Here is a 22,453-nt window from a genome sequence, read left to right as displayed (position 1 = left end):
TTCTCCCGGATGGACGGCGAGGCCCGGCCTCAGGCCGGACCCCGGGGCGGCAAGGCTTGGCGTCAGTTCGACTTCAGCTTGCGGGCCTCGATGATGCTTTCATAGGCCGCATGGGTGATCGGTTCGAACCCTTTGGCTTCTCCCGCCGCCACGCCATAGAAACAGTCACGGTCCTTTTCGGCCAATCCGGCCATCAGCGCCGTCATCTTCGCCTTGATCTCGGCCGGCAGCGCCTTGCGCAGCACGACCGGGCCTTCGGGGATGGGCTTGGACCGCCAAATCTCGACCAGATCGTTCATGTCCACCAGACCGGCATCGACCGCCTTGCGCAGGGCACCCGAGTTGTATCCGTCTTCCCATTCACCCAGACCGTCGGCCCAGGTCACGCCGGCATCCACGTCGCCATTGCTGACGGCCACGATGGTCTGTTCGTGCCCACCGGTGAACTTGACTTGGCCGAAATAGTCACCCGCCTCCATCGTGGCGCCGATGGCCTGAGGGATCTCGATCGACGGGATCAGGTAGCCCGAGGTCGAGTTGGGATCGCCGAAGCCGAAGACCTTGTCCTTCATGTCGGCCAGCGACGCGATGCCGCTGTCCTTGCGGGCGAAACCGATGGAATGATACCCGAACCCGCCGTCGGTGTTGACCTTGACCAAAACCGGCTCGACCGCCTCGGGGTCGCTCAGATAGGTCTTGGCATAGGCCGAGGCCCCCAGCCAGGCCATATCGATCGTGCCGCCCAGCAGTCCCTGGATCACGCCGTTGTAGTCCGCCGGGGCGAAAAGCTTGGTTTCGACGCCCAGCGCGTCCTCGGTGTACTCACGCAGACATTCGTTGTTGTTCAGCCGGTCCTGTGCGTTTTCTCCGCCCAGGATGCCGATACGGAATTCCCCGATCTCCTCGGCCATGGCAGGCGCGCTCAGGGCAGTGGTCGCGACCAGGGCGGCAACAAGTTTCTTCATCTGTCTCTCTCCGGGTTGATTGGCCCACCCCGTTCATCGGGCCGGGCGATGAATGAGGTAGTTGGGGCTCAGATCGTGGCCTCGGCTTCCATCAGAGCCTTCCGGGTGGCATCCAGCGTTTCGATCTCGGTCGAGGTCGCGGTCTCGGAGAAGCTGGCATCAGCTCCGTAGATCTCGCGGGCGACGCCGGTGGTCAGCTGCTCGGGCAGGCCGTCGAACACGATGCGTCCGTCGCGCATGCCGACCACGCGGTCGCAATAGCGGCGCGCGGTGTCCAGCGTGTGCAGATTGGCGATCACGGTGCGGCCATCCTCTTCGTGGATGCGGCGCAGGGCCTGCATCACGACCTGCGCATTCATCGGGTCCAGCGAGGCGATGGGCTCATCGGCCAGGATGATCTTGGGGTCCTGCATCAGCGCCCGCGCGATGGCGACGCGTTGCTGCTGCCCGCCCGACAGCGCCTCGGCTCTTTTGGGGGCATGTTCGGCGATGCCCAGACGGTCCAGAATGTCGATGGCGCGGTGGATGTCCGCGGTCGGGAACAGGTTGAACAGGGTCGCCAGCGTCGAGTGCCGGTTCAGCGTTCCATGCAACACGTTCGAAACCACGTCCATGCGGGGCACAAGGTTGAATTGCTGGAAGATCATCGCGCAATCCGCCTGCCAGGCGCGTTTGTCGCGCCCCTTCAGGGTGGTCACGTCGCGCCCGTGAAACAGGATCTGTCCGGCGCTGGCATCGGTCAGGCGGTTGATCATACGCAGCAGGGTGGACTTGCCGGCACCCGACCGCCCGATGATCCCGATCATGCATGGCTTGTCGACGTCCAGCGTCGCGGTGTCGACGGCGGTTATGTCGCCGAAGCGCTTGGTCAGGTTTTCGATGCGCAGCACGGGCCACCCCCAGTTGTTGATGGCGGTCAGCTACTGACCCTGTTCAACGTCTGTGTGTCGGTCTGGTAAAACTTTTGCAAAGGCGCGACATTGACGCGGTACGGTGGGGCTGGGCAATGCCGCTCGTCCCGTCTATACGCGGGCCCAACACCTGAAACGTCAGATCTGTCACATGAGGCTGCCATGAGCTTTGACCGCAAGATCAAGATCGCTCCGTCGATCCTATCCGCCGATTTCGCCAATTTCGGGCAGGAGATCCAAGCCATCGAGGCCCAAGGCGCTGACTGGGTCCATGTTGACGTGATGGACGGGCATTTCGTGCCAAATCTCACCTTCGGCCCGCCGGCGGTCAAAGCGTTCCGGCCGCATGTCAAGACGGTGATGGACGTGCATCTGATGATCACGCCGGTCGACCCCTACATCCAGGCCTATGCCGATGCCGGCGCGGATTATCTGACGGCCCATGTCGAGGCCGGCCCACATACGCACCGCACACTGCAAGCGATCCGAGCGGCCGGGATGAAGGCAGGCGTGGCGCTTAACCCGGGCACTCCGGCCGAAGCAGTCGAGCATCTGCTGGATCTGGCCGATCTGGTCTGCGTGATGACGGTGAACCCCGGCTTTGGCGGGCAGAAATTCATCGACATGACCGCAAAGGTGCGCCGCCTGCGCGAGATGATCGGCGACCGCCCGGTGCATATCGAAATCGACGGGGGAGTCGACCCCTCGACCGCCCCGCTGGTCGCAGCGGCCGGTGCCGACGTTCTTGTTGCCGGTTCAGCGGTCTTCAAGGGCGGGTCGGTTGCGAACCCGGACGTTTATGGCCAGAACATCCGCGCCATTCGCGCCGCAGCCGAAGACCACGCGGTCTGACGGCCGCTCCCGCCAGTCGTCGACGTTTTTTTGACAAAACGCCTCCTCCTGTTGGGCCCGGCGCAGCAGATGTCGCGCGGGCGCGAAAGCGTTTTGCCGGCCCTGCCCCTAGGCCAGTTGATCCGCGAAATGCGTCAGCAGCTTGTGCTTGAGGATCTTGCCCGTGGGCGCGGCGGGCAGAGACGTGGCCAGCACGATCCGGCTGGGCCGTTTGTAGCCCGCAAGACGTGCGGCCACGAACTCCGCCAACTCTGCCTCGGACACAGCGCCGATTTCAGGCACTTGGACAAAGGCCAGTACCTGTTCGTCGCCGCCCACCCGATGCCCGATCACCGCAGACTGGATCACCAGCGGGTGGTCGTTCAGCGCGGCCTCGACCTCAGGCGGATAGACGTTGAAGCCGCCGTGAATGATCAGTTCCTTGGCGCGGCCGACGACGTGTAGATTTCCCTGCGCGTCAAGACGGCCGAGGTCGCCCGTGCGCAGCCACCCCTGGGCAAGCACCCGGCCCGTTTCCTCGCCGTTGCGATAGTACCCCTTCATCACATGGGGGCCGCGCGTCAGGATCTCGCCCACGCCATCTCCGCCGCCGGGTATAGTTTCGTCAATGCGCAGTTCGACCCCCGGCAAGGGCGGGCCGACCGAGATATCTGGATCCCCGATCCGGTTGTGCGAGGCGCAGATCCCCGCCGTGCTTTCGGTCATGCCATAGCCATTCTGCAGCGCGACGCCATAGAAGGCCTCGGCCTTGCGTTTCCACGCCGGGTCCAGCGGGGCGGCCCCGGACGAGGTATAGCGCAGGGCGTCCGACGGCAACCGCTCCAACCCCTGTTCCTGGGCATATTGCATCAGCAGGGCATGCATCTGCGGCACACCCGAAAACACCGTGACGCCCGCGTTCAACGCGGCAAAGGCGCGGTCCGCCGCGAACCGGGCATCCAGTTGGACGAAGGCCCCGGCCAGCGCCGATCCGGTGACGATCGAGGCCAGCCCGAAGATGTGCGAAATCGGCAGTACCCCATAGACCACGTCATCCTGCGTCAGTCCTCGAAAATTTGCCGATGTCAACCCGCCGAACCGCAGGTTTTCATGGGTCAGCATCACGCCCTTGGGCGTTCCGGTCGTGCCGGTGGTGAACAGCATCGCCGCGACATCCGCCAGATCGGGGTCGGGCGCGCTCGGGTACGGCGCGGCCAGGTGCAACTGCCCGAAGGCCCCGGAAACAGGCTGGGCCCCGGCCCTGTGCGCATGGCGTCGCGCCTCCGAAGACGCCGCCGATGTGAACAGGATCACTGACGGAGTGACGTGATCCACAATGCATGCCAACTCAGCCGCGGTCTGACGGGCGTTCACCGGCACCACGCAGGCGCCGATTCGGGAACAGGCAAACAACGCGGCCACCGCCGCACAGCAATTCTCGAGCACCAGCATGACCCGATCGCACGGGCGCACCCCCGAGGCCAGCAGGATGTCTGACAGCTCGGAAATCGCGCGGTCGAGGTCAGCATAGCTCCAATCGGCGCCGAACTCGTCGGCAAAGGCGCGGGCCCGCGGACGGGTCCGGATCTGGGCATCCGGATAATCGTGCCACTTGTTCATGTCCCTTCGCCCTCCCCTGCGCCGGAACCGGTTTTGCGCTCAGCGTTTCATGGTGCGCTTGAACACTCCCGCCGCCGTTGCGATCAGGGTTCCGTCGTCGCTGTGCAACTCTCCGGTCACATAGGCCAGCGTGCGCCCGCCACCCGTTGCGCGCCCCGTGGCCGTCACGCGCCCCTGACGCACCGCCGCCACATAGCTTGTGTTCAGCGACAGGGTCAGAACCAGCGGATGTTCGTCCCGGTCGAACCAGGCCGAGGCGGTGTTGCCGCAAGCCACGTCCAGAAGCATGGCGATGATGCCGCCATGCAGGATGCCCTGGCTATTCAAGTGATCCGCCCGGATGGTCAAATGACACCGGGCACGGCCGTCGGGGTCGGACAGATCCACCTCGAACCCGATCGCGTTCTGACAGCCCGATCGCCGGACCCTTGGGTCGTCTTCAGGCCGCGCCGAGTGCAATGAACCGCTCCAAATGATAATCCGCGTCGCCGAACCTGTGATCCGACATGACGATCCGCTTGGCAATATGCGCCAGCTCATATTCCTGCGTCATGGCGATGCCGCCATGCATCTGGATCGTTTCCTCGGCCACCAGCCGGCCCACCCGCGACACAAGGTTGCGGGCCGCGGCGATCTGCCGGTCGCGGTCAGGTGCTTCAAGGTGACCGGCCGCGTTGATCACCGCCGAGCGCGCCTGCTCCAGCTCGATCAGCATATCCGCGAACCGGTGCTGCAGGGCCTGAAAGGTCCCGATCGGGCGGCCGAACTGCTTGCGCGTCATCAGATATTGCCGTGTCAGTTCCACCGCACTTTCCATAGCGCCCAGAACCTCGGCGACCAGCGCGCAATTGGCTGCGGCCACAACGTCCATCAGCGGATCGAACCCCTGCCCCGCGGCGCCCAGACGCGCGCTTTCCGGCAGGCGCACATCGTCCAGAGTGACCTCGGCCGCTCGGCCTCCGGCCAGCATCGGATACCCGCGCAGACCCAGCCCCGGCGTATCAGCTGGCACCAGGAACAGAGATATGCCGTCCAGATCGAACGGCCCGCCCGTTTCGCGCGCGGATACGATCAGCTGCCCGGCGGCCTCGGCATTCACGACCACGGCCTTGCGCCCGTTCAGGATCAGATCCGTGCCGTCGGTCCGCACGGTGGTCTCGACCCGGCTCAGGTCATACCGGCTGGCAGGCTCACCATGCGCCAGCGCCAGATGCAGCGTGCCCGAGATCACCTGATCCAGCAACACTCGCTGATCGGGGGTGCCCGCCTGCGCGATCAGCCGGCCGCCCAGAATGCAGCTGTCCAGAACCGGCTCGACCACCCCGGCCCGGCCCAGTTCCTCGAACACGGTGGCGATGTCAAAGCCCGCCCCGCCGAACCCGCCATCCGCTTCGTCGAACAGCGCGCCCAGAACGCCCAGATCGGCCAGTTCGCGCCAGATGTCGGCGCTGAACCCCGCCGCGCTGTCCAGAATGTCGTTACGCACCGGAGTAGTGTAGCGGTCGGCCAAATAGCGCCGCAGAGTGTCCTGCAGCATCTGCCGTTCTTCGGTCAGGTTGAAATCCATCTCAGCCCCCCATCTTGACCTTGGCGATGATACCGCGCTGGATCTCGTTCGACCCGCCGAAGATCGACAGTTTCCGGTTGTTGAAATACTGGGCGGCGACCGGCGCGGCATAGTCCGGCCCGATCGGGTCGTTGTCGCCTGCCACCGCCTCGGAGGCGAAAGGCATCGCATAAGGCCCCACCGCGCGGCGGGCCAGGTCGTTGATCTCTTGCCGGATGATCGTACCCTTGACCTTCAGCATCGAGCTTTCCACCCCCGGTGCCTGTCCGGCCGAAGCCTGGCTGATGATGCGCATGTTGGTGGTGGCCATGGCCATCAGGTCGATCTCGACCCGTGCCAGCCGGGCGGCGAAATGCGGGTTCTCGATCAGGGGGCGGCCATTCGCGGTTTCGATCCGGGCAATCCGCTTGACCATGTCCAGCCCCGCCTGGCTGAAGCCAACCCCGGCGATGTTGGTGCGTTCATGCGTCAGCAGATACTTGGCATAGGTCCAGCCCTTGTTCTCCTCGCCCACCAGATTTTCGACCGGGACGCGCACATCGTCAAAGAACACCTCGTTCACCTCGGGCGTTCCGTCCAGCAGGACGATGGGGCGCACTTCGATCCCCGGCGTATTCATGTCGATCAGCAGGAACGAGATCCCCTCCTGCGCCTTGGCCTCGGGGTCGGTGCGCACCAGGCAGAAGATCCAGTTGGCGTATTGCGCCAGCGTGGTCCAAGTCTTCTGGCCGTTCACGACATAGTTGTCGCCGTCGCGCACCGCCCGGGTCTTCAGCGAGGCCAGGTCCGACCCGGCGCCCGGCTCGGAATAGCCTTGGCACCACCAGTGTTCACCATTCAGGATGCGCGGCAGAAAATAATCCTGCTGCGCCTTCGAGCCGAATTTCTGCAGCACCGGGCCCAGCATCGACAGGCCAAACGGCACGATGCGCGGCGCATAGGCGGCGGCGCATTCCTCCTCGAAGATATGGCGCTGAACCGCGTTCCACTCGGCGCCGCCAAACTCCTTCGGCCAGTTGAAATTCAACCAGCCGCGCTCGTTCAGCGTGGCATGCCACCACTCATACCCTTCCTTGCCGATGTTTCGGCCAGCCCGGATCTTGTCCGAGATCTCCTTGGGCAGTTTCTCGGCCAGAAAACCGCGTACCTCGTCGCGAAAGGCCTTCTCCTCGTCCGTATAATTCAAGTCCACATCCGCCCTCCTCCTCGACGCGATCGGAACCTTGCCTGCTCGGCCCCAAGGGCCGGGCAGCGCCGGACCGGCCCTCGATGGGCTGGCCCGGCGCCCCTTTCTTCAATAGATCTCGAACAGACCGGCCGCGCCCATGCCGCCGCCGATGCACATGGTCACGACACCCAGCTTGGCCCCGCGCCGCCGCCCTTCGCGCAGTAGATGGCCGACCATCCGCGCGCCGGTCATGCCGAATGGATGCCCGATGGCGATCGAGCCGCCGTTCACGTTGCATTTCTCGTCATCGATCCCCAGACGGTTGCGGCAGTACAGCGCCTGCGAGGCGAAGGCCTCGTTCAGCTCCCACAGGTCGATGTCATCAACGCTCAGACCATGCCGTTCCAGCAGGCGCGGCACAGCAAAGACCGGGCCGATACCCATCTCGTCGGGCTCACACCCCGCCACGCAGAACCCCTTGAACGCGCCCATGGGCTCCAGACCCCGGCGCTCTGCCTCGGCGCTGTCCATCACGACAACGGCGGCTGCGCCGTCCGACAGCTGGCTGGCATTGCCGGCAGTGATGTAGTTTCCGGGGCCACGCACAGGCTCCAGACCGGCCAGACCCTCCAGCGTCGTGTTCGGCCGGTTGCATTCATCCCGGTCCACGGTGACCTTCCGGTGCGAGATCTCGCCGGTCTCTTTGTCCTTGACCGCCATAATCGTCTGCATCGGCACGATTTCCTCATCGAACTTGCCGGCCGCCTGCGCCGCCGCGATGCGCTGCTGCGACCGCAGGCCATAGGCGTCCTGTTCTTCCCGGCTGATACCATAGCGTTCGGCCACGATGTCGGCAGTCTCGATCATCGTCATGTAGATCGCGGGCTTGTGCTCCTGAATCCACGCCTCGGGCACGGGGCGGGTTTTCGGCTGGACCAGCGAGATGCTCTCGACCCCACCGGCCACGATGGGGCCCGCGCCGCCCTCGGTGATGGCCTGCGCCGCCAGCGCCACGGTCTGCAGCCCCGACGAGCAGAACCGGTTCACCGTCATTCCCGAAACGCTGACCGGCAGACCGGCCCGGATGGCGATCTGGCGGGCGATGTTGCTGCCGGTCTCGCCTTCGGGGAAACCGCAACCGATGATGCAATCCTCAATCTCGGCGCCATCCAGCCCCGACCGTTCGACCGCGGCCTGAACCGCGTGGCCGCCCATCGTGGCGCCGTGAGTCATGTTGAACGAGCCCCGGAACGACTTGGCCAGCCCGGTGCGCGCGGCGGATACGATTACGGCTTGTTTCATCACTCGGCGCCCTTGTTCAGATCATCAAAGCTGCGGCCCTCGGCCACCAGTTTTTCCAGCAGTGGCGCGGGCTGCCAGAAATAGTCGTCCTCGGCCGACCAGGCGCGGATATCCTCCAGAATACCCGGCAGACCCTGCAGATCCGCCCATTTCAGCGGCCCGCCGCGATAACGCGGGAACCCATAGCCATAGAGCAGCACCACATCCACGTCCAAGGGGCGGCGCGCGATGCCCTCGCCCACCACCTTGGCGGCCTCATTGACCATCGCCACCATATATCGCCGCACGATCTCGTCATCCGTGAATGTGCGCGGGTTGATGCCCTGCGCCGCGCGGTCGGCCGCGATCAGGTCCAGAACCTCGGGGTTGGTCGTGCCACCGCGCTTGCCCTTTTCATAGACATAGAAGCCCTTACCGGTCTTCTGTCCGAAATGCCCGGCCTCACACAGTTTGTCGGCATAGCTGCTGTCGCGGGCACGCGGGTCCAGCCCCTCGGCGCGTTTGCGTTTGCGCACCGCCCAGCCGATATCCAGCCCGGCCAGATCGGACACCGCGAACGGCCCCATGGCAAAGCCGAAATCGGTCAGCGCCTTGTCGATCTGGAACGGGCTTGCCCCGTCCAGGACCATGTGGTCGGCGCAGGTGCGATAGGTGCTGAGGATCCGGTTGCCGATGAACCCGTCGCACACCCCCGCCCGCACCGAGACCTTTTTCAGCCGATGCCCCAGCGCAAAGCCGGTGGCGACCACCTCGGGCGCGGTCTTGTCGGCCACAACGATCTCGAGCAGCTTCATCACATGGGCAGGCGAGAAGAAATGCAGCCCGATCACGTCATGCGGGCGCGTAGTGGCGGCTGCAATTTCGTTGACGTCCAGATACGAGGTGTTGGTCGCCAGAACCGCCCCCGGTTTGCAGACCGCATCCATCTGGGCAAAGACCTGTTTCTTGACGTCCATATCCTCGAATACGGCCTCGATCACCAAATCGACGGCGCTCAGCGCGTCATAGCCGGTGGCAAGCTGCAACTGGTCCGACAGGATTGCGTCATGCTGTTGTTGGCTGATCTTGCCGCGCTTTAGGGCGCCGGCGATGTTTCCGGCGATCCGGTCCTTGGCGGCATGGGCGGCCTCCTGCGTCATCTCCAGCAAGGTCACGGGCAGACCCGCCAGCAAGGCGGCGGTGGCGATCCCCGCGCCCATCGTGCCGCCGCCGATGACCCCGATCTGATGCACCGGACGCGGCTCGACACCCTTCAGTTCAGGCAGTTTGCCCACAGCGCGTTCAGCGAAGAAGGCGTGGATCAGGCCCTTGCGCTGATCCGACTCCATCAACTGCATGAACAGTTCCCGCTCGCGCGCCATGCCCTCGGCAAAGTTGGGCGCCTCGCAGGCGGCTTGCACCGCGCGCACGGCAACAGCTGGGGACAGCTGGCCCCGGCCCTTCTTCAGAACGGCCTCGTAGACCTCATCGAAATCGACAGAGTCCGGCGCAGGCATCTCTCCGACTGCGCGACGGGGCGCGCCCGAGTCAAGCAGCTCCTGCGCATAGGCCAGCCCGATCTCGCGCGGGTCGCCATCCTGCACCTTGTCGATCACGCCCAGCTTCAGCGCCTCGTCGGCCTGGACATGGCGGCCGGTTGTGATCATATCCAGCGCGGCCTCGACCCCGGCCACGCGCGGCAGACGCTGAGTACCGCCGGCACCGGGCAGGATGCCCAGATTGACCTCGGGCAGACCGACCTTGGCTGAGGGGAGCGCGATGCGGTAGTGGCTGGACAACGCAACCTCGAGCCCGCCGCCCAGTGCCGTGCCGTGTAGCGCCGAAACCACCAGCAGGGGCGAGGCTTCGATTCGGTCGCACAAGCCCGGCAGCCAGGGCTCTTGCGGGGGTTTGCCGAACTCGCGGATATCGGCCCCTGCGAAATAGGTCCGCCCCTTGCCGTAGATCAACACCGCCTTTGCGCCCTCGGCCTCGGCCCGTTCAATTCCGGCCAGCAGGCCCCGGCGCACGTCCACGCCCAGCGCATTGACCGGCGGGTTGTTCGCCGCCAGCACCGCGATATCGCCAATCCGTTCGTATTCCACCGCCTCGGACATCAGACTTGGTCTCCTCTTGCCAACCAGAGCTTGTTCCGCATTGCGGAACAATATTCCGCAACAGATTGAACCCGTCCGCGCGCGGGTTCAACCCCTTATACCCGACTACGCCTCCGGGCCGCATTTGTTGTCGGCGAGCGGGGTCAAAACAACTTGTGAACCGGATCGCGGAAAACCGTGCTAGGCTTTGCCCACCCGGCCAATGAATTCGGCCGGGAACGAAAACAGATTGCAGAACAGGGAGTTTTGAAATGTGTGACGTTTGCGTAATGAACGCGGTGAAAGACCGGATGCTGTCCCGCCGTTCCTTTTTCAAGGCTGGCGCGGCGATGGCGGCAGGCACGGCGCTTGGAACGGTGGCAGCACCCCCTGCACTGGCCGCGGGTCATGGCGAGGTGCTGGACATGACCCATGTCTACGATGCCGATTTCCCCACTTATTTCGGCCAACCGGGGATCGAGGCGACCCAGGCCTTCAATTTCAAGGAACATGGCTTCAACCTGTTCAACCTGACCGTCAACGAACACACCGGCACGCATGTCGATGCCCCACTGCATTTCTCGGCGGATGGGCAGTCGGTGGACGAAATCCCGGTCGCGAACCTCGTCTGCCCTCTGTGCGTGGTGGACATTGCCGCCCGCGCGGCCGAGGACCCGGATGCGCAGGTGACCCCCGACGATCTGAAGGCGTGGATCGCGGCAAATGGCGACATCCCCGATGGCGCCTGCGTCGCCATGCATTCGGGATGGGCCGCCAAAACCGCCACGCCCGAGTTCCGCAACGCCGACGGCGACGGCAAGATGCATTTCCCCGGCTTCCACGTCGAAGCGGCTCAGATGTTGATCGAAGGAACCGGCGCGGTTGCGCTGGCCGTTGACACGCTGTCGCTGGATCACGGGCCATCGGCCGATTTCGTGACGCATTACGCGTGGCTGCCCACCAACCGCTACGGCATCGAGAACCTGGCCAATCTCGACAAGGTGCCCGCCAGCGGAGCAACGCTGGTGGTCGGCGCGCCGGCCCATCGTGGCGGGTCGGGCGGCCCGGCGCGCATCTTCGCGATGGTCTGAGCATGGCAACGGTTCGCCTGTTGACGGACGAAGAGGTCAGCGCCGAGGCGCTGGCCGTCTTCGATGACATCCGCGCCACCCGCAACACTGATTACATCAACAATTTCTGGCGCGCTCTGGCCCATGACCCGGTGTTGCTGAAAGCGACGTGGGAGCGGCTCAAGACCGTCATGGCCCCCGGCGCGTTGGACCCGTTGATGAAGGAGATGCTGTATGTGGCGGTTTCGATCGCCAACAATTGCGAATACTGCGTGCACTCCCATTCGGCCGCGGCCCGCGCCAAGGGCATGACCGACCAAATGCAGGCCGAGCTGCTGGCGGTGATCGCGATGGCCAGCCAGACCAACGCTCTGGTCACAGCCTTGCAGGTGCCGGTGGATGACCGGTTCAAAGCCTGAAATCCTGCATTCTGCCCGCAGATTTGCATCAGACGCACGGCGGGTATTCGGGGAGAACCCTAGCTGCACCGCAGCATCGGGTCTAACTACGCGGGGTCAACTTCAGACCAGAGGAGTTCTACTCATGGCACATACGACGCGCCGCCCGGCGGTCTTCAACCTGCTGTCGACAGTGGCCGATGTGTTCTACGGCATCTACGAGGCGCTAATCCGCATGGGCGAGGCCAACGCCAAAGTCGTCAAGATCAAGCAACTGCACGCGCTGACCGACGAAGAACTGGCCGCGCGTGGCATGAAGCGCGAAGACATCGTGCGTTTGGTGATGGCGGGCGTCTACTAAGACACGCCCGCATCCTGCATCTCGACCACGGCCTGCGCGGCCTTGGCATAGGCGGCTTTGCACAGGTCAAAGTCCGCTTCGGTCAGCGCCAGGGACGGATAGGTCTTGCCCGGTGACTTGAACATCCCGTTCTGCATCAGAACCGCATTGAACCGGGTGGCCTTGGCCGTATCCGCGCGGACTACATCCCTGTAATCCCGCACTTTTCCGTCCGTGAACACGATCTCGAACAGGGTCGAATCGCCGATGATACGATGGGCGACCCCCTGCTTGGTCAGCGCGGCCGAGGCCATGTCCATCAGACGCTGACCATTGGCGCGCAGCCGGTCGTACTGACCGGGACGGCGCAACACCTCCATCGTCTTGAGCCCGGCCACCGCTGCCACCGGATTGCCTGACAGAGTCCCCAGCTGCATCAGCCATTTCTCAGGTCCAACGGCGGGTTTGTCGAAATGGGCCATGATCTCGGCCCGCCCGGCGATCGCGGCCAGGGGAAAGCCGCCGCCGATGATCTTGCCCAGCGTGGCGATATCGGGGGTCACGCCATACAGCTCCTGCGCGCCGCCATAGGCGAAACGAAACCCGGTCACCACCTCGTCAAAGATCAGCACGATGCCGTACTTGTCGGCCTCGTCTCGCAGAAGTTGCAAGAAGCCGGGTTCGGGCGGGATGATGCGTTGCAGCGGCTCGACGATGATGCCCGCGACCTGGTTGCCGTGCTCGGCCAGCAGCGAGCGGATGTAATCCGGGTCGTTGAACGGCGCGATCAGCATTTCGGCCTGAACGCTGGCCGGTATGCCCGCGCTGTCGGGAACCGCCTGCGGGAAATTCACCATTCGTGACGGGGCTAGGCTCATCTGTGCTTCGGCGCTCATGCCGTGATAGCCGCCTTCGAACTTCACGATCTTGTCGCGGCCAGTAAAGGCGCGGGCCAGCCGGATCGCGTACATGTCAGCCTCGCCGCCGGACGAGACATAGCGGATCTGATCAGCGCAGGGCACGGCAGCGCAGATTTCCTCGGCCAGTTCGACCGCGCGCGCGTTGTTGGCGAAGAACGTCATGCCCTTGGGCATCTGTTCGGCGACGGCCTCCAAGACCTCGGGGTGGCCATGGCCCAGCAGCATCGGCCCCGAGCCGATCAGCAGGTCGACATATTCCTTGCCGTCTTCGTCCCAGACGCGGCTGCCCCGGCCCTCGCGGATGAAGACCGACGGGTTGAAATTGCCAAAGCCGCCGCCGGGCAGCACCGCGCGGGCGCGCTGGCCCCAGTCGGATTGGCTGAGATGTCGCGGCATGGTCGCCTCCCTAATCCAGTATCACGTCCGGCGCGCCCAGGTATTCGCGGTCTGGCGAGACGCCGAGGCCGATCCCGTCGGGCGGCGCGATCCGACCGCCCTTGCGGGCCGGGCCATCCGGCGCCAGCCGCGGCGCGACATAGCCCGACAGGTCGCACACGTTCATCAAGCGCGCGGGTTCGGTGGCCGCGCCCAGATGCAGCAGGGCGGCTGTGGTGACGTCAGACCCCCAGGTGTCTTCGACGCACATCTTCGCGCCCAGATGCAGGCACAGATCACGCGCGCGGCGCGCAGCCGACAGCCCGCCGAATTTCGACAGCTTCACCGCGACCGCGTCCATGCAGCCCAGCGCATGCGCGGCCAGCAGGCTGGCGGTGTCGTGTGCGCTTTCGTCCAGCTTCATCGGCAGGCCGGTGGCGGCGCGCACGCGGGCGCAATCTTCAATCGTGGCACAGGGTTGTTCCAGCATCACATCCAGATCCGCAACCGCCCGCCCCACCCGGCTGGCGTCCAGAGACGTGGCGCCGCAGTTCCAATCGCCATAGACCAGCGGCCCGTCGCCCACCGCCTCGCGCACCAGACGCAGGCGTTCGACATCGGCCTGCCAATCGGCATCCGCGCCCAGCTTGACCTGGAACTGGGTGATGCCCTGCGCCTGCGCCTCGCGGGCGATGCGGGCCATCTCGGCCGGGGCGATACAGGTGATCGAGTGATAGAGCGGCATCGTCTGCGCCCGCCGACCGCCCAGCAGCGCGTGCAGCGGCAGCCCTGCCACCTGCCCCGTCAGATCCCACAGCGCGATGTCAATCGCCGATTTGGCATAGACATGCCCCGGCAGGTGCCGGTCCAGCCGCGCCATCAACGCCTCGGGTCCGATCGGGTCGGCGCCCAGCAGAACCGCGGCCATGTCCTGAACCGCCGGAGCCACGCCGCGCGCATAGGCGGGCAGGTAATGCGGAATCGGGCAGACCTCGCCCCAGCCGGTCAGATCGTCATCGGTGTCCAGCGCCAGAACCACCGTTTCAACCGTGTCGCAGGCCTTGCCGTCAGCCATGTAATAGGCCTGGTGGCTGGTCAGCGGCACATGCCAGAGCGAAATGCGGGTGATGCGAGTCATTGGTACACGGCCTTGGGATCGCCCAGTGCATCTTCATCCGGGGCCAGGCCAAGGCCGGGGGCCTCGGGCAGTTCCAGATGACCCTGACGGTTGCGTGGGCCGCGTCCGCCCGCAACGTCCAGCGTTAGCATGTCCTGACAGGCCCAGACGCCCAGACGGTTGTGGTCGGGGATGGTGGCGGCCAGATGCAGCGCCTCGGTGTCGGCCAGAACCGAGCCGCCGGTGGCCATTACATACATGTCGATGCCATGCGCCAGCGCGATGTCCCGCATCCGAGCAGCCTTGGTCAGGCCGCCGACACGGTTGAGCTTGATCCCGAAGACCTCGGCCAGCCCGTCGCGGGCAATGCGCGCGGCGTCCTGCAGGGTGACCAGGCTTTCATCCACGCTGACCGGCGCGGAATGCAGGGCCCGGATGGCGGCGATGTCGTCCAGCGTCTCGCACGGTTGTTCGAACATCACGCCCAGATCCTCGGTGGCCTTCATCACCCGCAGCGCCTGCTGCCGCGTCCAGGCGCGGTTGACGTCATAGAGGATGCGCTCACCCGCCGGGCGGTGCGCCTCGACATCGCGTATGCGTTCTATGTCGCGATCCACGTCGCCGCCCACTTTGACCGAATGTACCCAATAGCCGCGGTCACGATAGCGATCCATCACCGCGCGGGTTTCCTCGATGGTCTTGGCCCCGACCGATGAGGCGATCGGCGCGGGGCTGCGCGACCCGCCGCCCATCAGATCGGCAATCGGCAAACCGGCCGCCTGTCCGGAAATGTCCCAGCAGGCCATGTCGATCGGCGACTTGGCATAAAGATGCCCGGGCAGCGCGTGGTCCATCGCCCGCTCGACCTCTAGAACCCGGCGGGGGTCCAGCCCGAGGACGAAGGGCGCCATGGTCTCGATCCCCGCCCGGATACCCGGTCCGTGCGCGGGCACATAGGTGTGGCCCCACGGCGTGCCCTCGCCCCAGCCGGTCAGGCCGGCGTCGGTTTCGATCTTGACGAAGGTGGCATCCAGCACCTCGAATTTCAGACGTCCGCCAGACAGCCAATAGGGATGCTCGAGCGGCAGATCGACGTGAAAGACCGAGATGCGAGAGATCTTCATGCGGCGTCCATCCTGGGCAGGTCGTTCAACCCCTCGCCCCGCCACAGTACGAAAGTGAGGATCGGCTGATCCCCTGTGGACATGGCGTGACTTTGCCAACTGGCATGCAACCGCGTGCCCTCAGCGCCCACAAAGGCCCGATCCCCGTCAACCTTGAAGACCGCGCCGCCCGCCAGCGTCAGATACAGCTCCTCGGCCTGGTGGCTGTGCCAGTCATAGTCCAACCCGGCGCCCCAATAGGCGACATAGCCTCGCAACTGGGTCGAATGGAAATGACCGGTTGGCCCGAACAGTTCGAAATACCCGTACCGATTGCGGAAATCGGCACCGACCTCTGCCTCGGAATAGGTTCGTTTCCAATGGGCAAGATGCGCCGCCGAACGAACCGCCTGAACGAGCCCCGTGGTCCGGGGTGATCCGGGCTGATCCAGCGCCTGCACCAGCGGCGTGGCGGGGATCGCCCGCGGTTGCAAACCGGTTGCGGTCAGGTCGGTGGGCCAGTTGCCGAATGCGGACAGCGCCGGCAGTGTTTGATGCAGTTGCCGCGCGGCTTCGAGAACGTTTTCCAGAGTCATGGGATCACCACGATGTTGCCGGTATGATGCTTGTCGATGAAGGCCTGCTGGGCCTCTCGCAGCTCAGTCAACGGGTAAGTGGCGGCCAACGCTGGCTTGATTTGCCCATTTTCTATGTATTTCACGACATCAAAGAAGTTCTGCGGCGTGTTTACGGTCGACCCGGTGAAGGTCAGATCGCGCAGGTAGAAGGTGCGCAGGTCGAATTGCACGATCGGACCGGCAATCGCGCCCGAACAGGTATAGCGCCCGCCACGCTCCAGCATGTCGATCAGTTTGGGCCAATTCTCTCCGCCCACGACATCAGCGACGACGGTGATCCGTTCGCCTTTCAGCTCGGCCCGCAAGTTCCTGGGGCTGCGCGGCAGGATGCGATCCGGACCCAGTTTGGCGACCTCGGGGTGCTTGGCCGCGCTGGCCATGGCGATCACACGTGCACCGCGCAGCTTGGACAGCTGGATCAGCGCCCCGCCCACACCGCCCGAGGCACCGGGGATCAGAACCGTGTCGCCCTCGCCGACCTGCGCCCTGTCCAACATGCCTTCGGCCGTCACATATGAGCAACTGAAGGTCGCCAGTTCGGCATCACTCAGGCCGGAGTCGATCGCCGCCACGCCGCGGATGTCGGCCTTGGTGTATTCGGCAAAGCCGCCGTCACATTCCGAGCCGAAATATCCGGCCTTGTCGCGATTCATCGGCTCAGACCAGTCGCGCAGCCAGCCCGCCACGATCACCCGCCGGCCGATGATCGCAGGATCGGCCCCCTCGCCCACGGCCACGACCGTGCCGACCGCATCCGCGCCCTGGATGCGTGGGAAGGTCAGAGGTGCGCCGCCCCAGGTGCTGTCGTCGTCATCCACCTCGGAATAGGCGCCGCCGGTGGTCGGCTCGTCCACCGCCTTGGAATACCAGCCGGTGCGGGTGTTCACATCCGTGTTGTTCAGTCCACAAGCACCAACCTTGATCAGCACCTCCATCGGGCCGGGTGTGGGCGTAGGCCAGTCCTCATGCCATTCGTATTTGTCCAGATCGCCATGCCCGGTCAGGACCATGGCTTTCATGGTTTTCGGGATCATACCGCAGCCTCCATCGCGGTGTCGGTGCGGGGCTGAACGCTGTGCGGGTCATAGGCAGGCGCGCCCAAGATCCGCCCGGGACGCGGCGCGCCCGCGATCACCACCTGCACCTCTGTTCCCGGCACATTGGCCTGCGGTTTGACATAGGCAAAGGCAAGGATCTTGCCGACCGTATGCCCGTAGGCCACCGAGGCGGTAGAGCCCACGACCTTGCCGTTCAGCAGGACCGCCTCGCCGCCATGCCCATCGTTCTGGCCATCCGGTTCGATCTCCAGATAGGCGCAGACCCAGCGCAGATCGGGGTTCAGAGTCCGGTCCTTGCCCAGGTATTCCTTGTCCGTGCGGGCAAAGCGCAGCACGTCGGCTTCGGCCAGGGTGACCTCGTTGGTCAACTCACCCGCGCCCTTGAAGGCCTTCTCCATCCGCAGCGCGTTCATCGCGAACGACCCGTAATCGGCGATGCCATGCGGCGCGCCCGCGGCCCAGAGCGCATCGTAGACGGCCAAGGCGCTGTCACGCGGCATGTGCAGTTCCCATCCCAATTCACCGGCATAGGACATGCGGAAAGCCCAGAGCCGGTGACCCGCCACGTCGATTTCCTGCGCGGTCAGCCATTTGAAACCGGTATTGCTCAGGTCGGCATCGGTGCAGGCGGCCAGAACCTCGCGCGCCCGGGGGCCATTGAGGCTGAGCGCGGCCCAGTCGTCGGATCGCAGGATGATATCGACGTTTTCTTCGTCGCGATGCTGGGTAAGGTGGTCCAGTAGGCGCTGCTCGAAGAAGGCGGCACAGACGAGGTAGTACCGGCCTTCGGCCAGTTTCACGACCGTGGTCTCCAGCTCGATCCGTCCACGGCGGTTGAGCATGTGGGTCAGCGCGATGCCGCCCACCTTTTGCGGCAGGCGGTTGGCAACCAACCGGTCCAGCAGGGCCCGGGCATCTGGGCCGCTGACCTCGACCTTGGTGAAGGCCGAGATATCCATAATGCCGACCGCCTCGCGCACGGCCCTGCATTCAACGGCGACCATGTCATGCACCACATTGCGGCGGAAAGAATAATGGTCGCGCTGTTCAACGCCATCCTTTGCGAACCAGCGGGGGCGCTCGTGGCCATAGACCTCTTCGAACACCGCCCCCTTGGCTTTAAGCCGGTCATACAGCGGGGACGGCTTGATCGGCCGCCCGGCAAGACGGTTGAAATGCGGAAACGGAATTTCGTGGCGCAGTTTGTAATCCTCATGCGCCTTGGTGACCTGCCAGTCTTTGGTGGCATAGGCCCCGAACCGGCGCGGATCATAGTCGCGCATCGAAATGTCGGCCGCGCCATGCACCATCCACCGCGCCAGTTCGCGCGTCAGGCCCGGGCCCCAGCCGATGCCGATCTGCGTGCCGCAGCAGCACCAATAGTTACGCACCCCCGGCGCCGGGCCGATCAGCGGATTGCCGTCGGGCGGGTGCGAGATCGCCCCGTGAACCTCGCGCTGGATGCCCAGATCGGCGAAAATCGGCATCCGGTTCAGGCTCTCTTCGAGCCACGGCATGACCCGGTCGTAATCGGCATCGAACAGCCAGTTTTCGTAGTCCCACGGGCAGTGGTCATGCCAGACCGAGTTCGAATTTTCCTTTTCGTAGATCCCGATCAGCCCGCGCTTCTGCTCCATGCGGATATAGCCCGAGACCTTGCGGTCATCGCGGATCACCGGCAACTCGTGATCGAGGTCCTGGAACTGTGGCACCGGTTCGGTCACGAAATAGTGGTGGGTCATCGAGGTCATCGGCAGTTGCAGGCCCGACCATTCGCCCATCTGCCGGGCATAAGTGCCACCCGCATTCACCACGTGTTCGCAGCGGATCGTGCCCCGTTCGGTCTCGACCACCCATTCGCCATTGGCCGCCTGCGTGATGTTGGTGGCCCGGCAGCGGCGGATGATCCGCGCGCCGAGCTGACGCGCCCCCGCCGCCATGGCCATGGTCACGTTCGTCGGGTCCACATGCCCGTCATCCGGCGTGTGCAGCGCGCCCAGAACCCCGTCGAGGTTGTAGAACGGGTGCAGTTCGGCCACGCGGTTGGGGCCCACCAGCTCGATGTTGAAGCCCAGTGACCGGCCCACCGACAGGGTGTGGCGCAGCCAGTCCATCTCGTCCTCGGTATAGGCCAGCCGGAACGAGCCGCAGCCATGCCATGTCACCGCCTGCCCGGTCTCTGCCTCAAGCGCTCCGGAATAAAGCCCGATGTTGTAGTCCACGCATTTGCCCAGACCAAAGGAACTGGTCGAGTGGGTGATCTGCCCGGCCGCATGCCAGGTGCTGCCGCTGGTCAGCTCGGCCTTTTCCAGCAGAACGACATCCGTCCAGCCCTCGTGCGCCAGGTGATAGGCCAGACCCACGCCCATGACACCTCCGCCCACGATCACCACGCGGGCCTGTGACGGCAGTTCCTTCCCGGACATGATTTTTCCTCTCACCGAGTCGCATTTCTTCTCGACAGGCTAAGGCCACATTTGTACCATCGTCAATCATGAATGACACAAATGTATCAAATGCCGTTCTTGACCGGCTGACCCGTGAATGGGACGCACTAACGCCCGAGGCGCAGAAAGCCGCCCGCTATGTGCTGGAAAATCCGGCGGATGTGGGCGTTTCGACCGTGCGCGAGATCGCCGAGGCCGCGAACGTGAAACCCAACACCTTCGTCCGCATGGCGCGGCAGGTGGGTTTTGAGGGGTACGAGGATTTCCGCGCGCCGTTCCGCGACGCCATCCGGCGTGGCACCGTGTCGTTCCCGGACCGCGCCCGCTGGCTGCAGGAGATCGGCAAATCCGGCGAACTGGGCGGGCTCTATGCCGACATGGTCGGAGCCGCGATCCGAAATATCGAGGAAACCTTCGCCGGGATCGACGCCACCCGGTTGCAGGCCGCGGCCGAGGCGATCTGGACATCCCGGCAGATTTTCACGCTGGGCGTCGGCGTCAACAACGCGAACGCGCGCAACTTTACCTATTTGGCCTCGACCGGGATGAAGCAGTTCCACGCCATTCCCCGGCCCGGCTCGACCCCGGTGGACGATCTGGCCTGGGCCGACGAACAGGACGTGCTGATCGCGATGACTTGCCACCCCTACCGGACCGAGGTGATCGAGGCGGTAAAGCTGGCCCGCGAACAGGGCATGACCGTGGTCGGCATTTCCGACAGCCCCGCCAGCCCGGTCATTCTGAACGCGCAACATGGGTTTGTCGTCGCCGCCGACACGCCCCAGTTCTTTCCGTCATCGGTTTCGACCATTGCGCTGCTAGAGACGCTTCTGTCTTTCGTGGTCGCCCTGTCCAGCGATGAAATCGTCGAGCGTGTCGAGCGGTTTCACCGCCGCCGGCACCAACTTGGCCTATATGCGGAGGAGCCTGAATGACCGCACCGCTGACCCGCTCGCTGGAAGCCCGCTATTACACCGACCCGGCGATATTTGAGCAGGAGAAACAGGGCCTTCTGGCCCGCACCTGGCAATTTGCCGGCCATGTGGCTCAGGTGCGCGAACCGGGCGACTATTTCGCCTTTGAAATCGCAGGTCAGAACCTGTTCTGCATCCGCGGGCGCGATGGCGAAATCCGCACCTTCTACAACGTCTGCCAGCACCGCGCGCATGAAATGGTGACCGGGGCCGGCAACACCCGCGTCGTCGTCTGCCCCTATCACGCGTGGACCTATGAGTTCACAGGGCACCTGCGCGCCGGACCCAACATCAAGTCGGTTCCGGGCTTCGACCGCAGCGCGATCTGCTTGACCCCGGTGCGGACCGAGCTGTTCAACGGCTTCATCTTCGTCAACCTCGACGATGACGCCGCCCCGATGGACGATTGGTACCCCGGGGTGCGAGCGGAAATCCGTGCATTCGTTCCACACATTGACGATCTTGAGCCGCTGGAATGGGTCGAGATACCCGAAAACTGCAACTGGAAGGTCAGTATCGAGAACTACTCGGAATGCTATCACTGCCCGACCAATCACCCGACCTTTGCCACCGGTGTGGTCAAACCCGAAACCTATGACATTCAACCCGATGCAGGCGGCGGATACGTTCTGCGCCATACGACCGAGTGTCAGAGCCTCGACAAGATGACCTATCCCATCGACCTTTCGGTGCCCCATGCGGGCGACTATCGGTCATGGTTTCTATGGCCGATGTTCTCGTTCCAGTGCTATCCCGGCAATGTCCTGAACACCTATCACTGGCGCGCGCATGATGCCGATCACTGTACCGTCTGGCGCGGATGGTACACCGAGGGCGGGTCCGAAAGCGCGGTGATCCGCCAACTGGCGGTGCAGGACCGGGAAACCACGGTCGAAGAAGACATCCGGCTGGTTGAAAGCGTGCATCGCGGCCTGAAATCGCGCGGCTATCGCCCCGGCCCGCTGGTGCTGGACCCGGCTTGCGGCGTATTGTCGGAACATTCGATCGCCCGCTTGCAGCAATGGATGCGCGAGGCGGTGGATACAGATGCAAGCGGAGTAGACGATGGCCGACATCTTTGACGAAGACCTGTTCCTGAAAGGACTGGCACAGCGCAAGGCGACGCTGGGCGACGAATACGTGGAGAAGAACTTGGCCTCGGCGGATGATTTCACCCGCCCGTTTCAGGAGGCCATGACAGCCTGGTGCTGGGGCTTTGGCTGGGGGGACGAGGTGATCGATCCCAAGACCCGTTCGATGATGAACCTGTCGATGATCGGCGCCCTGGGCAAGATGCACGAGTGGGAGATCCACTGTCGCGGAGCCCTGAACAACGGCGTCAGCAAGGAGGAAATCCGGGCGATCATCCACGTCGTCGGCATCTATTGTGGCGTCCCGCAGGCGCTGGAATGCTTTCGCGTGGCGCGCAAGGTTCTGACCGAGGCCGGTCAGCTTTAGCCACCCCCCACCGCCGCAGATCGAGATCACCCGCCCCGCGCGGGTTTCCTCGTTTCAGCACGAATATGTTACTGAATTTCGATTTGATGCACAGTTGCGTTACATTTTCCTTGCTG

Annotated in this window: 21 protein-coding genes; 7 read left to right on the top strand and 14 right to left on the bottom strand. The window is 64.4% G+C overall.

What is annotated here, in order from left to right:
• Positions 1 to 62 precede the first annotated feature (62 nt).
• Both phnD and phnC read right to left on the bottom strand, forming a co-directional pair.
• On the bottom strand, positions 63 to 965 hold the full coding sequence (gene phnD, locus AC2FNS_RS10425; protein ID WP_496711853.1) for a phosphonate ABC transporter substrate-binding protein: 903 nt from the start codon (positions 963 to 965) through the stop codon (positions 63 to 65).
• Positions 966 to 1,033: 68 nt separating this feature from the next.
• Complete coding sequence (gene phnC, locus AC2FNS_RS10420) at positions 1,034 to 1,855, bottom strand: phosphonate ABC transporter ATP-binding protein (RefSeq protein WP_496711854.1); 822 nt, start codon at positions 1,853 to 1,855, stop codon at positions 1,034 to 1,036.
• Between the two features lie 183 nt (positions 1,856 to 2,038).
• Between phnC and rpe the strand changes: the two genes are divergently transcribed.
• Positions 2,039 to 2,728, top strand: coding sequence for a ribulose-phosphate 3-epimerase (rpe, locus tag AC2FNS_RS10415; RefSeq protein WP_496727662.1), 690 nt, complete (start codon positions 2,039 to 2,041; stop codon positions 2,726 to 2,728).
• 108 nt (positions 2,729 to 2,836) lie between these two features.
• Here rpe and AC2FNS_RS10410 read toward each other — a convergent pair whose 3' ends face one another.
• From AC2FNS_RS10410 to AC2FNS_RS10385, 6 genes are all read right to left on the bottom strand, one after another.
• The gene (locus AC2FNS_RS10410; protein WP_496712870.1) at positions 2,837 to 4,327 is read right to left on the bottom strand and encodes a class I adenylate-forming enzyme family protein; all 1,491 of its coding nucleotides are present in this window, start codon (positions 4,325 to 4,327) and stop codon (positions 2,837 to 2,839) included.
• A 39-nt stretch (positions 4,328 to 4,366) separates the two neighbouring features.
• Positions 4,367 to 4,867 carry a PaaI family thioesterase gene (locus AC2FNS_RS10405; protein ID WP_496795501.1) on the bottom strand — a complete coding sequence of 167 codons (501 nt, stop codon included), beginning with the start codon at positions 4,865 to 4,867 and terminating at the stop codon, positions 4,367 to 4,369.
• Entirely contained in the window at positions 4,767 to 5,894 is a 1,128-nt protein-coding gene (locus AC2FNS_RS10400; protein WP_496712874.1) for an acyl-CoA dehydrogenase family protein, read from the bottom strand. Before AC2FNS_RS10400 ends, AC2FNS_RS10405 begins: the two co-directional genes overlap by 101 nt.
• 1 nt (position 5,895) lies before the next feature.
• Positions 5,896 to 7,086, bottom strand: coding sequence for an acyl-CoA dehydrogenase family protein (locus tag AC2FNS_RS10395; protein WP_496712876.1), 1,191 nt, complete (start codon positions 7,084 to 7,086; stop codon positions 5,896 to 5,898).
• 102 nt (positions 7,087 to 7,188) lie between these two features.
• Positions 7,189 to 8,364, bottom strand: a complete 1,176-nt coding sequence (locus AC2FNS_RS10390) for an acetyl-CoA C-acyltransferase (protein WP_496712877.1) — start codon at positions 8,362 to 8,364, stop codon at positions 7,189 to 7,191.
• Entirely contained in the window at positions 8,364 to 10,460 is a 2,097-nt protein-coding gene (locus AC2FNS_RS10385) for a 3-hydroxyacyl-CoA dehydrogenase NAD-binding domain-containing protein (protein WP_496712879.1), read from the bottom strand. Before AC2FNS_RS10385 ends, AC2FNS_RS10390 begins: the two co-directional genes overlap by 1 nt.
• A gap of 251 nt (positions 10,461 to 10,711) precedes the next feature.
• Here AC2FNS_RS10385 and AC2FNS_RS10380 point away from each other — a divergent pair, with 251 nt between their 5' ends.
• The 3 genes from AC2FNS_RS10380 to AC2FNS_RS10370 all read left to right on the top strand — a co-directional run bounded on the left by AC2FNS_RS10380 (position 10,712) and on the right by AC2FNS_RS10370 (position 12,268).
• On the top strand, positions 10,712 to 11,530 hold the full coding sequence (locus AC2FNS_RS10380) for a cyclase family protein (protein ID WP_496712881.1): 819 nt from the start codon (positions 10,712 to 10,714) through the stop codon (positions 11,528 to 11,530).
• A 2-nt stretch (positions 11,531 to 11,532) separates the two neighbouring features.
• Positions 11,533 to 11,928, top strand: a complete 396-nt coding sequence (locus AC2FNS_RS10375; RefSeq protein ID WP_496679011.1) for a carboxymuconolactone decarboxylase family protein — start codon at positions 11,533 to 11,535, stop codon at positions 11,926 to 11,928.
• A gap of 124 nt (positions 11,929 to 12,052) precedes the next feature.
• Positions 12,053 to 12,268, top strand: a complete 216-nt coding sequence (locus AC2FNS_RS10370; protein WP_496679012.1) for a DUF1127 domain-containing protein — start codon at positions 12,053 to 12,055, stop codon at positions 12,266 to 12,268.
• Here AC2FNS_RS10370 and AC2FNS_RS10365 read toward each other — a convergent pair.
• Genes AC2FNS_RS10365 through AC2FNS_RS10340 form a run of 6 tightly spaced genes read right to left on the bottom strand, consistent with a single transcriptional unit; the run spans position 12,265 to position 19,884 of the window.
• The gene (locus AC2FNS_RS10365) at positions 12,265 to 13,563 is read right to left on the bottom strand and encodes an aspartate aminotransferase family protein (protein ID WP_496712883.1); all 1,299 of its coding nucleotides are present in this window, start codon (positions 13,561 to 13,563) and stop codon (positions 12,265 to 12,267) included. The genes AC2FNS_RS10370 and AC2FNS_RS10365 overlap by 4 nt on opposite strands.
• A 10-nt stretch (positions 13,564 to 13,573) precedes the next feature.
• Positions 13,574 to 14,680, bottom strand: coding sequence for a mandelate racemase/muconate lactonizing enzyme family protein (locus tag AC2FNS_RS10360; protein ID WP_496712885.1), 1,107 nt, complete (start codon positions 14,678 to 14,680; stop codon positions 13,574 to 13,576).
• Positions 14,677 to 15,783, bottom strand: a complete 1,107-nt coding sequence (locus AC2FNS_RS10355) for a mandelate racemase/muconate lactonizing enzyme family protein (protein WP_496712887.1) — start codon at positions 15,781 to 15,783, stop codon at positions 14,677 to 14,679. The genes AC2FNS_RS10360 and AC2FNS_RS10355 overlap by 4 nt, the downstream gene beginning before the upstream one ends.
• Complete coding sequence (locus AC2FNS_RS10350) at positions 15,780 to 16,358, bottom strand: dimethylsulfonioproprionate lyase family protein (protein ID WP_496712889.1); 579 nt, start codon at positions 16,356 to 16,358, stop codon at positions 15,780 to 15,782. Before AC2FNS_RS10350 ends, AC2FNS_RS10355 begins: the two co-directional genes overlap by 4 nt.
• A complete protein-coding gene (locus AC2FNS_RS10345; protein ID WP_496712891.1) occupies positions 16,355 to 17,434 on the bottom strand; it encodes an alcohol dehydrogenase family protein in 1,080 nt (359 codons plus the stop codon). Before AC2FNS_RS10345 ends, AC2FNS_RS10350 begins: the two co-directional genes overlap by 4 nt.
• Positions 17,431 to 19,884, bottom strand: a complete 2,454-nt coding sequence (locus AC2FNS_RS10340) for an FAD-dependent oxidoreductase (protein WP_496712893.1) — start codon at positions 19,882 to 19,884, stop codon at positions 17,431 to 17,433. Before AC2FNS_RS10340 ends, AC2FNS_RS10345 begins: the two co-directional genes overlap by 4 nt.
• Positions 19,885 to 19,952: 68 nt before the next feature.
• Between AC2FNS_RS10340 and AC2FNS_RS10335 the strand changes: the two genes are divergently transcribed.
• The 3 genes from AC2FNS_RS10335 to AC2FNS_RS10325 are packed head-to-tail and all read left to right on the top strand — an operon-like array spanning position 19,953 to position 22,337.
• Entirely contained in the window at positions 19,953 to 20,840 is an 888-nt protein-coding gene (locus AC2FNS_RS10335) for a MurR/RpiR family transcriptional regulator (RefSeq protein ID WP_496679023.1), read from the top strand.
• On the top strand, positions 20,837 to 21,961 hold the full coding sequence (locus AC2FNS_RS10330; RefSeq protein WP_496712895.1) for an aromatic ring-hydroxylating oxygenase subunit alpha: 1,125 nt from the start codon (positions 20,837 to 20,839) through the stop codon (positions 21,959 to 21,961). The genes AC2FNS_RS10335 and AC2FNS_RS10330 overlap by 4 nt, the downstream gene beginning before the upstream one ends.
• Positions 21,945 to 22,337, top strand: coding sequence for a carboxymuconolactone decarboxylase family protein (locus tag AC2FNS_RS10325; protein WP_496679026.1), 393 nt, complete (start codon positions 21,945 to 21,947; stop codon positions 22,335 to 22,337). The genes AC2FNS_RS10330 and AC2FNS_RS10325 overlap by 17 nt, the downstream gene beginning before the upstream one ends.
• Positions 22,338 to 22,453: the final 116 nt, after the last annotated feature.

This window comes from Ruegeria sp. BHSA191, from assembly GCF_059613325.1.
This window is presented reverse-complemented; position numbering and strand designations above follow the sequence as displayed.

What these genes read in the sequence shown, in the direction of transcription:
- AC2FNS_RS10355 (WP_496712887.1), bottom strand. Translation starts at nt 15,783, where the DNA reads ATGAAGATCTCTCGCATCTCGGTCTTTCACGTCGATCTGCCGCTCGAG.
- AC2FNS_RS10380 (WP_496712881.1), top strand. Translation starts at nt 10,712, where the DNA reads ATGTGTGACGTTTGCGTAATGAACGCGGTGAAAGACCGGATGCTGTCC.
- AC2FNS_RS10330 (WP_496712895.1), top strand. Translation starts at nt 20,837, where the DNA reads ATGACCGCACCGCTGACCCGCTCGCTGGAAGCCCGCTATTACACCGAC.
- AC2FNS_RS10360 (WP_496712885.1), bottom strand. Translation starts at nt 14,680, where the DNA reads ATGACTCGCATCACCCGCATTTCGCTCTGGCATGTGCCGCTGACCAGC.
- AC2FNS_RS10410 (WP_496712870.1), bottom strand. Translation starts at nt 4,327, where the DNA reads ATGAACAAGTGGCACGATTATCCGGATGCCCAGATCCGGACCCGTCCG.
- rpe (WP_496727662.1), top strand. Translation starts at nt 2,039, where the DNA reads ATGAGCTTTGACCGCAAGATCAAGATCGCTCCGTCGATCCTATCCGCC.
- AC2FNS_RS10345 (WP_496712891.1), bottom strand. Translation starts at nt 17,434, where the DNA reads ATGATCCCGAAAACCATGAAAGCCATGGTCCTGACCGGGCATGGCGAT.
- AC2FNS_RS10335 (WP_496679023.1), top strand. Translation starts at nt 19,953, where the DNA reads ATGAATGACACAAATGTATCAAATGCCGTTCTTGACCGGCTGACCCGT.
- AC2FNS_RS10350 (WP_496712889.1), bottom strand. Translation starts at nt 16,358, where the DNA reads ATGACTCTGGAAAACGTTCTCGAAGCCGCGCGGCAACTGCATCAAACA.
- AC2FNS_RS10390 (WP_496712877.1), bottom strand. Translation starts at nt 8,364, where the DNA reads ATGAAACAAGCCGTAATCGTATCCGCCGCGCGCACCGGGCTGGCCAAG.
- AC2FNS_RS10405 (WP_496795501.1), bottom strand. Translation starts at nt 4,867, where the DNA reads ATGAGCTGGCGCATATTGCCAAGCGGATCGTCATGTCGGATCACAGGT.
- AC2FNS_RS10385 (WP_496712879.1), bottom strand. Translation starts at nt 10,460, where the DNA reads ATGTCCGAGGCGGTGGAATACGAACGGATTGGCGATATCGCGGTGCTG.
- AC2FNS_RS10400 (WP_496712874.1), bottom strand. Translation starts at nt 5,894, where the DNA reads ATGGATTTCAACCTGACCGAAGAACGGCAGATGCTGCAGGACACTCTG.
- AC2FNS_RS10325 (WP_496679026.1), top strand. Translation starts at nt 21,945, where the DNA reads ATGGCCGACATCTTTGACGAAGACCTGTTCCTGAAAGGACTGGCACAG.
- AC2FNS_RS10340 (WP_496712893.1), bottom strand. Translation starts at nt 19,884, where the DNA reads ATGTCCGGGAAGGAACTGCCGTCACAGGCCCGCGTGGTGATCGTGGGC.
- AC2FNS_RS10365 (WP_496712883.1), bottom strand. Translation starts at nt 13,563, where the DNA reads ATGCCGCGACATCTCAGCCAATCCGACTGGGGCCAGCGCGCCCGCGCG.
- AC2FNS_RS10375 (WP_496679011.1), top strand. Translation starts at nt 11,533, where the DNA reads ATGGCAACGGTTCGCCTGTTGACGGACGAAGAGGTCAGCGCCGAGGCG.
- AC2FNS_RS10370 (WP_496679012.1), top strand. Translation starts at nt 12,053, where the DNA reads ATGGCACATACGACGCGCCGCCCGGCGGTCTTCAACCTGCTGTCGACA.
- phnD (WP_496711853.1), bottom strand. Translation starts at nt 965, where the DNA reads ATGAAGAAACTTGTTGCCGCCCTGGTCGCGACCACTGCCCTGAGCGCG.